The sequence below is a fragment of the Streptomyces sp. UF-297 genome, assembly GCF_058245575.1.
Window position 1 is genome coordinate 12,320 of record NZ_JBSIBZ010000045.1, and the last position, 14,227, is coordinate 26,546.

At 72.6% G+C, this 14,227-nt stretch carries 13 protein-coding genes; 8 read left to right on the forward strand and 5 right to left on the reverse strand.

The window, feature by feature from the left end; all coding sequences use genetic code 11:
• Positions 1–34: 34 nt before the first annotated feature.
• Together AC4IJH_RS24135 and AC4IJH_RS24140 are read right to left on the reverse strand one after the other, a co-directional pair.
• Entirely contained in the window at positions 35–640 is a 606-nt protein-coding gene (locus AC4IJH_RS24135; protein ID WP_490853918.1) for a response regulator, read from the reverse strand.
• Positions 637–1,854: a sensor histidine kinase gene (locus tag AC4IJH_RS24140; RefSeq protein ID WP_490853919.1), complete on the reverse strand. Its 1,218-nt coding sequence runs from the start codon at positions 1,852–1,854 to the stop codon at positions 637–639. The genes AC4IJH_RS24135 and AC4IJH_RS24140 overlap by 4 nt, the downstream gene beginning before the upstream one ends.
• Before the next feature lie 480 nt (positions 1,855–2,334).
• Here AC4IJH_RS24140 and AC4IJH_RS24145 point away from each other — a divergent pair, with 480 nt between their 5' ends.
• From AC4IJH_RS24145 to AC4IJH_RS24155, 3 genes are all read left to right on the forward strand, one after another.
• Positions 2,335–3,210, forward strand: a complete 876-nt coding sequence (locus tag AC4IJH_RS24145; RefSeq protein WP_490853920.1) for a MaoC/PaaZ C-terminal domain-containing protein — start codon at positions 2,335–2,337, stop codon at positions 3,208–3,210.
• Positions 3,211–3,311: 101 nt separating this feature from the next.
• Entirely contained in the window at positions 3,312–4,388 is a 1,077-nt protein-coding gene (locus tag AC4IJH_RS24150) for a Zn-dependent alcohol dehydrogenase (RefSeq protein ID WP_490853921.1), read from the forward strand.
• A 76-nt stretch (positions 4,389–4,464) separates the two neighbouring features.
• The gene (locus AC4IJH_RS24155) at positions 4,465–5,439 is read left to right on the forward strand and encodes a 3-oxoacyl-ACP reductase (protein WP_490853922.1); all 975 of its coding nucleotides are present in this window, start codon (positions 4,465–4,467) and stop codon (positions 5,437–5,439) included.
• 70 nt (positions 5,440–5,509) lie between these two features.
• Here AC4IJH_RS24155 and AC4IJH_RS24160 read toward each other — a convergent pair whose 3' ends face one another.
• A complete protein-coding gene (locus AC4IJH_RS24160) occupies positions 5,510–5,704 on the reverse strand; it encodes a hypothetical protein (protein ID WP_490853923.1) in 195 nt (64 codons plus the stop codon).
• A gap of 215 nt (positions 5,705–5,919) precedes the next feature.
• On the reverse strand, positions 5,920–7,173 hold the full coding sequence (locus tag AC4IJH_RS24165; RefSeq protein ID WP_490853924.1) for a hypothetical protein: 1,254 nt from the start codon (positions 7,171–7,173) through the stop codon (positions 5,920–5,922).
• A 188-nt stretch (positions 7,174–7,361) separates the two neighbouring features.
• Here AC4IJH_RS24165 and AC4IJH_RS24170 point away from each other — a divergent pair, with 188 nt between their 5' ends.
• From AC4IJH_RS24170 to AC4IJH_RS24190, 5 genes are all read left to right on the forward strand, one after another.
• Entirely contained in the window at positions 7,362–8,399 is a 1,038-nt protein-coding gene (locus AC4IJH_RS24170; protein ID WP_490853925.1) for an ABC transporter substrate-binding protein, read from the forward strand.
• Positions 8,400–8,441: 42 nt separating this feature from the next.
• A complete protein-coding gene (locus AC4IJH_RS24175; RefSeq protein ID WP_490853926.1) occupies positions 8,442–9,278 on the forward strand; it encodes a Nif3-like dinuclear metal center hexameric protein in 837 nt (278 codons plus the stop codon).
• Positions 9,279–9,295: 17 nt separating this feature from the next.
• On the forward strand, positions 9,296–10,039 hold the full coding sequence (locus tag AC4IJH_RS24180) for a zinc ribbon domain-containing protein (RefSeq protein ID WP_490853961.1): 744 nt from the start codon (positions 9,296–9,298) through the stop codon (positions 10,037–10,039).
• A gap of 3 nt (positions 10,040–10,042) precedes the next feature.
• Positions 10,043–11,227 (forward strand): bifunctional RNase H/acid phosphatase, encoded by a 1,185-nt coding sequence (locus AC4IJH_RS24185; protein WP_490853927.1) that lies wholly within the window; start codon positions 10,043–10,045, stop codon positions 11,225–11,227.
• 232 nt (positions 11,228–11,459) lie between these two features.
• Entirely contained in the window at positions 11,460–13,496 is a 2,037-nt protein-coding gene (locus AC4IJH_RS24190; protein WP_490853928.1) for an alkyl/aryl-sulfatase, read from the forward strand.
• 56 nt (positions 13,497–13,552) lie between these two features.
• Here the strand turns inward: AC4IJH_RS24190 and AC4IJH_RS24195 are convergent, their stop codons facing one another.
• Entirely contained in the window at positions 13,553–14,203 is a 651-nt protein-coding gene (locus tag AC4IJH_RS24195; protein WP_490853929.1) for a bifunctional 4-hydroxy-2-oxoglutarate aldolase/2-dehydro-3-deoxy-phosphogluconate aldolase, read from the reverse strand.
• Positions 14,204–14,227: the final 24 nt, after the last annotated feature.

The following is a 14,227-nucleotide window of genomic DNA, read 5'->3' on the forward strand; positions in this document are numbered from 1 at the left end:
GGAGGAACCGGGCGGGCGGCCCCGCCCCGCCGCCCTACAGCCAGCCGTTCTGGCGGGCCGCCCGCACCGCCTCCATGCGGTTGCGGGTGCCCGTCTTGCCGATCGCCGCCGAGAGGTAGTTGCGCACCGTCGCCTGCGACAGGTGCAGCTTGCCCGCGATATCGGCGACCGTCGCGCCGTCCACCGCCGCGCTGAGCACATCACGCTCGCGCTGGGTGAGCGGATTGGGCCCCGCGCTCAGCGCGGCGGCCGCCAGCCCCGGGTCGATGACCTGCTCCCCGGCCAGCACGCGCCGGATCGCCGCGGCCAGGTCCTCCACCGGGCCGTCCTTGACCAGGAACCCGCAGGCGCCCGCCTCCATCGCCCGGCGCAGATAGCCCGGCCTGCCGAACGTCGTGACGATCAGCACCTTGCACGAGGGCAGTTCGTCGCGCAGCTCGGCGGCGGCGTCCAGCCCGCTGCGGCCGGGGAGTTCGATGTCCAGCAGCGCGATGTCGGGCCGCACCTCCAGCGCCTTGCCGACGACCTCGTCGCCCGCCGCGACCTGCGCGACGACCTCCATGTCCGCTTCCAGGTTGAGCAGCAGCGCCAGCGCGCCCCGCATCATTCCCTGGTCCTCGGCCAACAGGACCCTGATCACCCGGTCATCTCCTCCGTCTGCGCGGTCGTCGCCGTGTCCTCCGTGTCCACGGGAAGCTCGGCCACGACGCGGAAGCCGCGCCTGCCGTCCGGCCCGCAGTCCAGGGTGCCGCCGGCCGCGGCCAGCCGCTCGGCCAGGCCCTTCAGGCCCGTGCCGCCGGTCGGGGCGCTGCCCGCGGCCGTGCCGGAGGCCTCGGAGGCAGAGCGTACGTGACCGCGGCCGTCGTCCGTGATCGTCAGGCGCACCCGGTCGGTGGTGGCGCGCACCTCGATCTCGCAGCGGGTGGCCGCGCTGTGCCGGACGGCGTTGGTGACGCCCTCGCGGACGACCCAGCCGAGCAGCGCCCCGGCCTGCGGCGGCAGCGGCGGGCCCGACTGCCGTACCACCGGCTCGATCCCGGCGGCCTCCAGCGCCGAGCGGGCCCGGTCCAGCTCCGTTGCCAGGCTGCCCTCGCGGTAGCCCGTGACGGCCTCGCGGATCTCGGTCAGCGCCTGGCGCCCCACCGCTTCGATGTCGGAGACCTGGGTGAGCGCCGCGTCCAGGTCGCGGGGCGCCAGGCGCCGGGCGGCCTCGGCCTTGACCACCACCACCGACAGGGTGTGGCCCAGCAGGTCGTGCAGGTCCCGGGAGAAGCGCAGCCGCTCCTTCTCCACGGCGGTGCGGGCGAGTTCCTGGCGGGTGTCGCGGAGTTTGCCGATGGCCTCGAAGAGGCTGAGGATCGTGGAGGTCACCATCCCGGAGATGAAGGTGCCGTAACCGATCGTCATGGCGTCCCAGGCGTCGGTGCCCGCTTCGTGGCCGGTGATCAGTCCGGCGGAGGCGCTGACGGTCACCAGCACCACGGCCAGGGGTTTGCCGCGCAGGACCGTGCCCGCGGCGAGCGAGAGCAGCGGGAAGAACAGCCGCCAGTTGTCGCCGTAGCCGATGGCGACGGCGTAGGTCACGCCCGCCAGGGCGGCGAGCTGGTAGTACGGCAGGCGGCCGCACTTCAGGTGGGGCTTGAAGGCGGAGACGACCACCGTGATGTAGAGGCTGTTGAAGGTCAGCAGGGCCAGGCCCGCGATCCAGGGGTTGCCCGACTTGCCCTGGACGAGGTTGGAGAACGCGCCCATGCCCATGAGCAGCCAGGGCAGGAAGGCGACCGGGCCCGGGCCCCTGTTCTTGTGCTTCTCCTGCCCGCCCTCGACCCACTCCTCGATCCTGGAGTCCTGCATGGCTCGCCTGGTTTTCACTGCCCTCGCCGTTCCGATCATGCCGTTCGTGCCGCTCGACGGTACGCGTACACCGCGTACCCGGCGAAAACGCACAGCCACACGGAGGCGGGTGTCCGCCGCGGCAGTGAGGCCGGCCACCGGGGGAAGGCCTCGGGCGAGTCGTTCGCCGCCATGCCTCAGACGCTACGCACACCGCGCCGGCCTCGGCAGATACGAATGTGGGCGGTCCACCGGGACACATGTCACGGTCGGCACCGACGCCCCGGCCCCCGCCCCCGTATCCATCTGATGGTCCGTCAGAGGTCTTCCGGGGCGTCGGCGGATCGGCTATACATGGCCCATCGGCTAGAACGCGTTCTACAGACGCCCGCCGGGCGCCCGCCGGAGCGCGGACCGGCCGACCCGATACGACCCCGGCGCGGGCGACGGTGCGGACGGCCGGGCCGGGGTCTTCCTCCACGGCGAAGGAGCACCACCCCCATGCCCATCGACGCCGCCAAGGCCACCTCCGCCGAGCCGCGGACCACCGAACTCGCCTGGGGCCACAAGGACGTTCAGCTCTACCACCTCGGCATCGGCGCGGGCGCCGCCACCCCCGCCCGCCCGCATGCGGCCACCGACCCCGCCGAACTCCGCTACACCCTGGAGAGCCGGCTGCACGTCCTGCCCAGCTTCGCCACCGTCGCCGGCGGCGGCATGGCCCTGGCGGGCGGCCTGTCCGCGCCCGGCATCGACGTCGATCTCGCCAAGGTCCTGCACGGCGGCCAGAAGGTCACCACGCATCGCGCCGTCCCCGTCGAGGGCCGCGCCGTCCAGACCTCCACCGTCCCGGCCGTCTACGACAAGGGCAAGGCCGCCGTCATCGTGCTGCGCTCCGAAGTGGCCGACGACGACGGCCCGTTGTGGACCTGCGACACCCAGATCTTCGTACGCGGCGAGGGCGGCTTCGGCGGCGAGCGCGGCCCCTCCGACCGTCTCGAACTCCCCGACCGCGCCCCCGACCGCACCCTCGAACGCCACATCCGCCCCGACCAGGCCCTCCTGTACCGCCTCTCCGGCGACTGGAACCCGCTGCACGCCGACCCCGAGTTCGCCGCGCTCGCCGGCTTCGACCGGCCGATCCTGCACGGCCTGTGCACCTACGGCGTCACCCTCAAGGCGGTCGTGGACGAGATCCTGGACGGCGAGGTCGCGCGCGTGCGCTCGTACGCCACGCGCTTCGCCGGGGTCGTCTATCCGGGCGAGACGCTGCGGATCAGCGCGTGGCGCGAGCCGGGCCGGGTGCAGGTGTCGGTGACGTCCGTGGAGCGGGCGGAGGCCCCCGTACTGGCCGACACGGTGGTCGAGCACAACTAGGGCGCTTCTGACGGATCTTCGCGGCCCGAGGGAGCGAACGCGACCCGGCAGCCGCTCGTCCTCGAACGCCGGACGGGCCGACTATTGAGAGGAGCCGCGCCATGCGCGCAGCCGTACTGCACGAGACAGGGCAGGACAAGCTCGAAGTGCTCGACGACGTCGAGGCGGTGGGGTTCGGGCCCGGCAAGGTCAGGATCCGGATGCGGGCGACCGGGCTGTGCCACTCCGACCTCTCGGCGATGAGCGGCGTGCTGCCGCAGCCCGCCCCCTTCGTCCCCGGGCACGAGGGCGCGGGCGAGATCGCCGACGTCGGCGACGGGGTGAGGGGCCTGGCGCGCGGCGACCGCGTCCTGCTGTGCTGGCTGCCCGCCTGCGGGGCGTGTCCGTCCTGCCGGCGCGGCCAGACCCATCTGTGCCTGGCGGGCTTCATGAACGCCGGCACCCCCAACTTCAAGCGCCCCACCGGCGACCTCTTCGGCTTCGCGGGCACCGGCACCTTCGCCGAGGAGATCGTGGTCGGCGCCGGCTGCGCGGTCCCGATACCGGACGACGTCCCGTACGAGATCGCCGCCCTCGTCGGCTGCGGCGTCACCACCGGACTCGGCGCGGCCCTGAACACCGCCCGGGTGGAGGCCGGTTCGTCGGTCGCCGTCATCGGCTGCGGGGGAGTGGGCATCTCCACCATCCAGGGCGCGCGGGTCTCGGGCGCGGCCCAGATCGTCGCCGTCGACCCGGTCGCCTCCCGCCGCGAGGCCGCGCTGCGCTTCGGCGCCACCGAAGCCGTGGACCCCGGCGGACTCGCCGATGCCAAGCAGCGGATCACCGCGGGCGAGGGCTTCGACTACGTCTTCGAGGTGGTCGGCACGTCCGCCACCGCCCGCACCGCGTACGAGACCACCCGCCGCGGCGGCACGCTCTGCGTGGTCGGCGCCGGAGCCGTGGACGACCACTTCCAGGTCAACATGTTCGAGCTGTTCTTCGACGAGAAGCGCATCCTGCCGTCCCTGTACGGCGGCGGCGACGCGCTGCGTTCCTACGAGCGGGCCATCGCCCTGTGGCGCGCGGGCCGCATCGACCTCGAAGGGCTGATCACCCACCGCGTCCAGCTCGCCGAGATCAACGACGCGCTCGGCCAGATGCGCAGCGGCGAGGCCCTGCGCACCTGCATCACCCTGTGAGGACCTACCCCAGGCGCGCCGTCGGCGAGGCGTCCTTGCCGGCGCGCCAACCACCTGCGCTTTCCCGGGAGTACGGATGACACTGCACGGCAAGACGGCCATCGTCACCGGCGCGGGCCGCGGCCTGGGCCGCGCCGAGGCGATCGAACTCGCCCGCCTCGGCGCCCGGGTGGTCGTCAACGACCTCGGGCAGCCGGGCCGAGGGGGGTCCCCCCTGCTCGATCGGAGCCGAGAGCTCGGGGAAGGCTCCGGCGAGGCCTCGGCCACCCCCGCCGAGGAGGTGGCGGCCGAGATCCGCGCGGCGGGCGGCGAGGCCACCGCGCACCTCGGCGACATCGCCGACCACGAACAGGCCCGCGCGCTGGTCCGGTTGGCGCTGGAGACCTACGGCTCGCTGGACATTCTGGTCAACAACGCCGGAATCCTGCGCGACCGCATGATCTTCTCCATGACCGAGGACGAGTGGGACTCGGTGATACGGGTCCACCTCAAAGGCCACTTCAACACCACCCACTTCGCCGCCGCCCACTGGCGCGAGCAGTCCAAGGCGGCGGGCGGCCCGGTCTACGGCCGGATCGTGAACACCTCCTCCGAGGCCTTCCTCGCGGGCTCGGCCGGACAGCCCAACTACGCCGCGGCCAAAGGCGCAATCGTCGGCCTGACCACCTCCACAGCCCTCGCCCTCGCCAAGTACGGCGTGACCGTCAACGCGATCTGCCCGCGCGCCCGCACCCGTATGACCGAGGACGTCTTCGCCGGATTCGAGCTGCCCGAGGAGGGGCAGCTGGACCCGCTCGCGCCCGAGCACGTCGCCCCGCTCGTCGGCTATCTGGCCTCGCCCGCCGCCGCCCGCGTCAACGGACAGCTGCTGGTCGTGCACGGCGGCATGGTCGCCGTCGTCGAACGCCCCAGGGTGGCGGCCAAGTTCGACACCGCCAAGGAGGCCTTCACCTACGAGGAGCTGGACGGGCTGCTCACGCCGTACTACGCCGAGCGCCCGCCGAACGAGACCTTCGGCGCCGCGGAGGTGCTGGGCCTGAAGAAGGGCTGACCGGTACGGAAAACACCACGAGCGCCCTCCCGCCGGATGCGGAAGGGCGCTCGGTGTGCTGCGGACCGGCTCAGGCGACCCGGGTCTGTTCCGGGCGGCGGTGCCGTCCGTGCACGGACTGTTCCGCGTCGTCCGGCGCTGCCGGACCGCGGTGCTTCCCGGCGCCCGCGGCCTCACCGGCCAGGTCGGGCACCGCTCCCCGCGCCTCCGGCAGGGGCGCCCCCAGCGGCCGCGCCTCGGTCGTCGTGGTTCGGGCTTCGGACATGGAAAGAGTCACTCCGTCAGATCGCTTACAGCTGTACGCGTCGGGACACCCGCGGCATCACCGTCGGTGGCCGGGTCAACCGGCTGCGTAGCCCCGCGGAATTCTAACGGGGTGCCACATTCCGCTCCACGGCACCTCCGCCCCGTACCGCGCACACGCTCCCCGGCTCCTGGGCCCCTGCCGCGTACAGCTCCCCGCGCCCTCCCCTACGCCGCTCAGCGAGCCGCCAACGGGGCCTGCTGCAACGGCACCGGCCGGCACGGCTGAGGACGCGACGGATCGCCGGGAGGTTCCGCCGCGGCGTCCTGCGGTGATTCCGGCGCGCCGTCCGGCTGCGCGCCGCAGGTGTCCTCGTCCGCCGAACGCTCCTCGTCCGTCGCGGAGTTGGGGGCGGCCGCGGCGTCCGGCGCGGGGCCCGGCTCCGGTGGCAGCACCAGCCGCGCCACCCCGCACGGCACCGCCGGCGTCGCGTACGGCAGCCGCAGCTCGCCCTGTGCCGTCCACAGCCCGGCGCCCGCCAGCCACCCCGGCGGCGCGGGGAACTGCCGCAACCGCCGCTCCTGCGGCCGCCACACGCCCAGCCAGGTCCCGCCCTGCGCGTCGATACGGAAGGCGACCGCGCAGCTCTCCGGCGACAGCGGCTGCCCCGGCTGGGCCGCGAAGGGCGTCAGCAGCGCACCGCGGCGCACCACGCCCGGCTCCGGCTCCTCGGGGGCCGAACTCAAGTCCCGCAGGCACTCGGGGAAGCGCACCGGCAGCGCGCTGCCCAGCACCCCCCAGCCCAGCCGGGGCCGTCCCGGCGCGTCCGAGCGCAGCACCAGCAGCCCGCTGTCCGGATCGGCCAGCAGCAGCCGGTCGTTGCTCTCCTCGGTGATCTGCAGCAGCGGGCTGACCTCGCCGCCGCGCTCCAGGTCCACCACCACCGTCTTGGTCCGCCCCGCCAGCTCCCGGTCCAGCGCCAGCAGCCGGCCGCCGCGGTCCAGCCAGACGCCGCCCGTGCAGCGCCCCGGCACCTCCGCCATGTGCTCGGGGCCGAAGCTCCCGCCGGCCACCAGCCACACCGCGGTGGAGCGCTCGCCGGGCGCCAGCGCGTAGGCGAGCGTCCCGCCCGGCGCGGGCGGCAGCAGGTTCAGCTCCGCCGACTCCACGGCGCCCAGCGGGAGTTCGCCGGTCCCCGGGCCCGTGGGGTACAGCAGGCTCAGCGTGAACCGCTCCGCGACCCTGCGCCTGATGAGCACCCGCCCGTCGGCCAGCGGCAGCAGCGTGCTGTCCGGCTCCTCGGGCTGTCCTGCGGGCAGCGGTACGGCGTACGGCTCCGGGCCGCCCATCGTCCAGCGCTCCGGGAACCAGTTCCCGCTGTCCGCGTGCCGGGCCAGCCGGGCGGCGTAGGAACCGTCGGCGGCAATCGTCAGCGCGGGGGGCCGAGTGGTACCGAGCGCCGCGGCGTCCTCGGTGACACAAGCCGTCATCGAGTCGTCACCTCCTGTTGATGCGACCCGAAGCTAGTTTTTGCGATTCCGGACGGTCGTCGCGAGTTGCGGCACTTCACGCATAAGGGTGGCCGTTGTCCGATTCGCCTGCGCTTGAGGGGGTGGTTGTGCTTCGCGTAGCGGGGGTGCTTAAAGTTAGGTACCCCTAAGTTTGTTTGGAGTACGTGATGTCCCCACGCCGCCGCGGCACCGCCGCCGTAGCCCTCGCCGTCGCCGGCGCGCTGTCCCTCGCGGCCTGCGGCGGCTCGGACTCCGACGGGAAGAAGAACGAGAACGGCGCGGGCTCCAAGGCCGTCGCCCAGGGCGGCAAGGACTTCGGCAAGGCCGCCGAAGAGACCGCGAAGATGGGTACGGACGCCAAGCGCGGCCAGTTCCCGCGCACGATCCGGCAGGCGATGGGGCAGACCGAGCTGAAGGCCGCCCCCAAGCGCGTGGTCGTCCTGGACGTCGGCGAGCTCGACAACGTCGTCTCGCTCGGCATCAAGCCCGTCGGCTACGCGAACGCCGACGCCGACGGCGGCATCCCGGACTACCTGAAGAAGGCCGCCGGCGACCCCAAGAGCGTCGGCACGATCAACAACCTCAACCTTGAGGCGATCAAGAACCTCGAACCCGACCTGATCCTGGGCAGCAAGCTGCGCGCCGAGAAGCAGTACGCCGCGCTCTCCAAGATCGCCCCCACCGTCTTCTCCATCCGCCCGGGCTTTACGTGGAAGGAGAACTACCTCCTCAACGCCGCCGCCCTGGACCGCACCGACGAGGCCAGGGCCAAGCTCGCCGCGTACGGGAAGAAGGCCGAGAAGCTCGGCGAGGACGTCGGCCCCCAGAAGCCGACGATCACGATGCTGCGCTACATGCCGCAGTTCACGCGCCTGTACGCCCAGCAGTCCTTCATCGGCACCATCCTCAAGGACGCCGGCCTGCCGCGCCCCAAGAACCAGCAGGTCAACGACCTCGCCGTGGAGATCAGCCCGGAGAACATCAAGCAGGCCGACGCGGACTGGATCTTCACCGGCGTCTACGGCGACCCCCAGAAGGTCAAGGCCAAGCGGGACACCGCCGAGCAGAACCCGCTGTGGAAGAACCTCAAGGCGGTCAAGGACGGCCACGCCAAGGACGTGAAGGACGAGACCTGGTACCTGGGCCTGGGCGTGACGGCCGCCGACAGCGTCCTGGACGACCTCCGCGGCTTCCTGGTGAAGTAGCGGCTCGTCATGGGGGCACGGGTGGGAGGTAACCTTCCCTCCGTGCCCGCACTGTCTGAAGTCCTCGCCGCGCTCGACGCCCTGTGGCCCCCTGAGCGGGCCGAACAGTGGGACGCCGTCGGCACGGTCTGCGGAGACCCCGACGCCCCGGTGAGCCGGGTCCTGTTCGCCGTGGACCCCGTCCAGGAGATCGCCGACGAAGCCGTACGGCTCGGCGCCGACCTCCTGGTCACCCACCACCCGCTGTATCTGCGCGGTACGACGACGGTCTCCGCGGCCACCTTCAAGGGCCGGGTCGTGCACACCCTGATCAAGAACGACATCGCCCTGCACGTCGCGCACACCAACGCCGACACCGCCGACCCCGGCGTCTCCGACGCCCTGGCCGGCGCCCTGGACCTGCGGGTGGTGGCCCCTCTGGTCCCCGACCCGAGCGACCCGGCGGGCCGCAGGGGCCTGGGCAGGATCTGCGAGCTGCCCCGTGCCATGACGCTCGCCGAGTTCGGCACGTACGCCGCCGAGCGCCTGCCCGCCACCGCGCAGGGCATCCGCGTCGCCGGCGACGTGGAGCGCACCGTCCGCCGCGTCGCCGTCTCCGGCGGCTCGGGCGACAGCCTCTTCGCGGACGTACGGGCCGCCGAGGTGGACGCCTTCCTCACCGCCGACCTGCGCCACCACCCCGTCTCGGAGGCGACGCAGAGGCCCGGCCCCGGCCTGGTCGACGCCGCGCACTGGGCCACCGAATGGCCCTGGTGCGAGCAGGCCGCCGCCCAGCTGGAGGCGGTCTCCGACCGCCACGGCTGGGACCTGCGCGTCCACGTCTCCACGACCGTCACCGACCCCTGGACCGCCCACGCGGCGTCCTCGAACCCCAACTAATCAACAGGAGCCCCACGCTGAACGCCGCGCCCGCAGACCAGATCCGCCTTCTCGAGGTCCAGGCCCTCGACGTACGGCTCACGCAGCTCGCGCACAAGCGCAAGAACCTGCCCGAGCACGCCGAGATCCAGACCCTGGAGGGCGACCTCCTCCAGCAGCGCGACCTGCTGGTGGCCGCGCAGACCGAGGAGAGCGACACCTCCCGCGAGCAGACCAAGGCCGAGCAGGACGTGGACCAGGTGCGCCAGCGCTCCGCCCGCGACCAGCAGCGCCTGGACTCCGGCGCGGTCACCTCCCCCAAGGACCTGGAGAACCTCCAGAAGGAGATCGCCTCGCTGGCCAAGCGCCAGGGCGACCTGGAGGACGTCGTCCTGGAGGTCATGGAGCGCCGCGAGTCCGCCCAGGAGCGGGTCGCCGAGCTGACCGGCCGCGTCGGCGCCATCCAGGCCAAGGTCGACGACGCCACCGCGCGCCGCGACGCCGCCTTCGCGGAGATCGACGCCGAGGTCGGCACGGTCACCAAGGAGCGCGAGCTGACCGCCGCCGACATCCCCGCCGACCTCCTGGCGCTCTACAACAAGCTGCGCGAGAAGCAGGGCGGCCTCGGCGCGGCCCGCCTCTTCCAGCGGCGCTGCGAGGGCTGCCGCCTGGAGCTGGACATCACCGAGCTGAACGAGGTGCGGGCGGCCGCCGCCGACAAGGTCGTGCGCTGCGAGAACTGCAGCCGCATCCTGGTGCGTACGCCCGACTCGGGTCTGTAGGCCGTGGCGCGTACGTTCGTCGTCGAGGCCGACGGCGGGTCCCGGGGCAACCCGGGACCCGCGGGCTACGGCGCGGTCGTGATCGAGGCGGCGACCGGCGAGACGCTCGCCGAGGCCGCCGAGTACATCGGCACCGCCACGAACAACGTCGCCGAGTACAAGGGCCTGGTGGCAGGACTGCGCGCGGCCCACGCCCTCGACCCCGAGGCGCGGATCACGGTCCGGATGGACTCCAAGCTCGTCGTCGAGCAGATGTCGGGCCGCTGGAAGATCAAGCACCCGGACATGAAGCCGCTGGCCGCCGAGGCCCGGTCCGTCCACCCGCCCGCGCAGGTCACCTACGAGTGGATCCCGCGCGAGAAGAACAAGCACGCCGACCGGCTCGCCAACGAGGCCATGGACGCGGGCAAGCAGGGCAAGCAGTGGGAGCCGCGCGACTCCCGGGCCGGGCTGGAGGCCGCGGCGGGGCACAGCGCCGCGGCCGTCGCCGACGAGGCGGCGCTCGCGGCGGAGGAGGCGGCTCGCACGGCACCGCCGGTCGGCTGGGCCGCGCCCGCCGACCTCGGCGCCCCCACCACCTTCGTCCTGCTGCGGCACGGCGAGACCGCGCTGACCCCGCACAAGCGCTTCTCCGGCAGCGGCGGCTCGGACCCCGAGCTCTCCGCCGCCGGCCGCCGCCAGGCCGAGGCGGTCGCCGCCGCTCTCGCCGCCCGCGGCACGGTCCAGGCCGTGGTCAGCTCGCCGCTGGCGCGCTGCCGCCAGACCGCCGAGGCGGTCGCCTCCCGGCTCGGTTCGCAGGTCCGTGTCGAGGAGGGGCTGCGCGAGACGGACTTCGGGGCGTGGGAGGGCCTGACCTTCGCCGAGGTGCAGGAGCGCTTCCCGGCCGACCTTCAGGCCTGGCTCGGCTCGGCCAAGGCCGCGCCCACCGGCGGCGGCGAGTCCTTCGCCGCGGTCGCCCGCCGCGTCGCCCTGACCCGCGACAAGCTGCTGGCGCGCTACGCGGGCAAGACGGTCCTGCTGGTCACGCACGTCACCCCGGTCAAGACCCTGGTACGCCTCGCGCTGGGCGCCCCGCCGGAGTCGCTGTTCCGCATGGAGCTTTCGGCCGCTTCGCTGTCGGCCGTGGCGTACTACTCCGACGGCAATGCGTCGGTGCGGCTGCTGAACGACACGGCGCATCTGCGGTAGGCGGCCGCCGTATTCCGCGGTCCTGCGGCCGCGTCGTCCGTACACGCCGGACAGGCCGGTGTCCTCGAACCTGTCCGGCGTCGGCATGATCCAGCCCGGGTGGGGCTGGCCGGGATCGATTCCTTGTGCGTATCCATATGGTTGCATAGCGTCACCGGCGTACCAGGCGCACCGTACGCCGCCCCCCCCGTTGCGTGCGGTGAATTCCGCATGCCCTTATGGAGGTTGCGACATGACGAGCCAGTGGGAGCCCGTAGAGACAGCGCCGGCCATCGCCGAGGCGAACCGCAAGGTGATCGAGACCATCCCGTCGAGCGACGAGGACTTCGCGGACGCCAACCGCGGTCTGCTGGCCGTCCCGGACATCCCCTTCATCCCGGCCCGCAAGAAGGGCGACGAGCCGGTCTGGGACTTCGCCGGCTACGACTTCCTGCGCGACGGCGACGAGCGCGCCCCGGACCCGGTGAACGCGAGCCTGTGGCGCCAGGGTCAACTCACCTCCGTCGCCGGGCTGTTCCAGGTCACCTCCGGTCCGCGCGGTGCCATCTACCAGGTCCGCGGCTACGACCTCTCCAACATGACGATCATCGAGGGCGACACCGGCATCATCGTCCTGGACCCGCTGGCCTGCTACGAGACCGCGCAGCACGCGCTCAAGCTCTACCGCGACAACGTGGGCAACAAGCCGATCGTCGGCATCATCTACACCCACAGCCACGTCGACCACTTCGGCGGCGTCCGCGGCCTGTTCGCCGAGAAGAACGATGTCGTCCCCGACATGCCCATCATCGCGCCCGACGGCTTCCTGGAGCACGCGGTCAGCGAGAACGTCTACGCGGGCCCGGCCATGGGCCGCCGCGCGGAGTACATGTACGCCGCCAAGCTGGACAAGTCCCCCTACGGGCAGGTCGGTTCGGGCCTCGGCCTGACCATCTCCACCGGCGAGGTCACCCTCCTCGCGCCGACCGTCAGCATCGGCGACGCCGACAACGGCCCCGTCAAGCGGGAGGACTGGTCCGAGAAGGACGTCATCCCCTGGCGCCCCGGCCTGTACCGCCAGATCATCGACGGCGTACGCATGGTCATCCAGCTCACGCCCGGCACCGAGGCCCCGGCGGAGATGAACCTCTACTTCCCGGAGCTGCGCACCCTGTGCGCGGCCGAGAACGCCACCCACACCCTGCACAACCTCGTCACCCTGCGCGGCGCCCAGGTGCGCGACGCCCACGCCTGGTCCAAGTACCTCACCGAGGCCATCCAGACCTTCGGCGAGCACACCGACGTCGAATTCGCCTCCCACCACTGGCCGTTGTGGGGCCAGGAGAAGATCGTCGAGTACCTCAGCGTGCAGCGCGACGTGTACGCCTACCTCAACGACCAGGCGCTGCGCCTGATCAACGTGGGCAAGAACGGCCTGGAGATCGCCGAGGAGCTCCAGCTCCCCAAGTCGCTGGCCGACCACTGGTACACCCGCGGCTACTACGGCTCGGTCAGCCACGACCTCAAGGCCGTCTACCAGCGCTACATGGGCTGGTTCGACGGCAACCCGGCCCACCTGTGGACCTACCCGCAGGCCGAGGCGGGCCGGCGGTACGTCGAGGCCATCGGCGGCGTCCAGGCCGTACAGAGCGTGGCGCAGGCGGCGTACGACAGCGGCGACTACCGCTGGACGGCCGAGCTGCTCAACCACGTCGTCTTCGGCTACCCCGCCGAGAACGAGGAGGCCAAGAAGCTCCAGTACAAGGCGCTGACGCAGCTCGGCTACGGCTCCGAGAACGGCACCTGGCGCGACTTCTACCTCACCGGCGCGTGGGAGCTGGCCAACGGCGTGCAGCCCCGGGCCAACCAGGAGGCCGGTGACCTGGTCAACAGCCTCAGCCTGGAGCAGTACTTCGCCGCCCTGGCGCGCAGCATCGACGGGCCGAAGGCGGGCGCGGAGCAGTCCGCGCCGATCGTGCTCCAGTGGCGGATCACCGGCGCGACCGACCAGCTCTGCACCACGGTCCTGCGCAACGGTGTGCTGGTCTACGTACCCGGCAAGGACCTCTTCGCGGGCACCCCGGACCTCACCCTCAAGCTCTCCCGTGAGGTGCTGAACCGGCTGCTCCTCAAGGGCCCGGACTTCCCGCGGAACTTCGACGACGCCGTCGCCAACAAGGAGATCGAGATCGTGGACGGGGAGCAGAGCGCCGCCGACACGGTGTTCTCCTACCTGACCGCGTCCGACCCGAAGTTCCCGCTCGTGGCGCCGAACGTCACCGGCGCGTAAGGGAAACGAGCGCGGGGTCCGGGGGATGTGCCCCCTGGGCCCCGCGCCGTCGCGCCTCAGCCCAACTGCGCCGCCTCGCGCGCCAGTTGCTCCACCCGGCCCCAGTCCTTGGCGCGCAGCGCGTCGGCCGGCAGCATCCACGTACCGCCCACGCAGCCGACGTTGGGCAGTGCGAGGTAGGCGGGCGCCGAGGCCAGGCCGATGCCGCCGGTCGGGCAGAAGCGGGCCCGGGGGAGCGGCGAGGCGAGGGACTTGAGGTAGGCCGTGCCGCCCGCCGCCTCCGCGGGGAAGAACTTCATCTCCGTGACGCCCTCGCCCAGCAGCGTCACCACCTCCGAGGCCGTCGAGACGCCGGGCAAAAACGGCACCCCGGATGCCTGCATCGCCGCCAGCAGCGTCGGCGACCAGCCCGGGCTCACCAGGAAGCGGGAGCCGGCCGCCACCGACGCGTCCACGTGCTCGGGCGTCAGGACCGTACCCGCGCCGACGACCGCGTCCGGGACCGCCTCGGCGATCGCCCGGATCGCGTCCAGGGCCGCGGGCGTGCGCAGCGTCACCTCGATCGCGGGCAGCCCGCCGGCCACCAGGGCGCGGGCGAGCGGTACGGCGTCGGCGGCGTCCTCGATGACGACGACGGGGATGACGGGGGCCAGGCCCAGGACGGAGGGGAGGGCGGCGGGGGCGGCAGCGTTAGTCACGCCGCCCATAGTGCGCCCGGCTTCACGTCATGC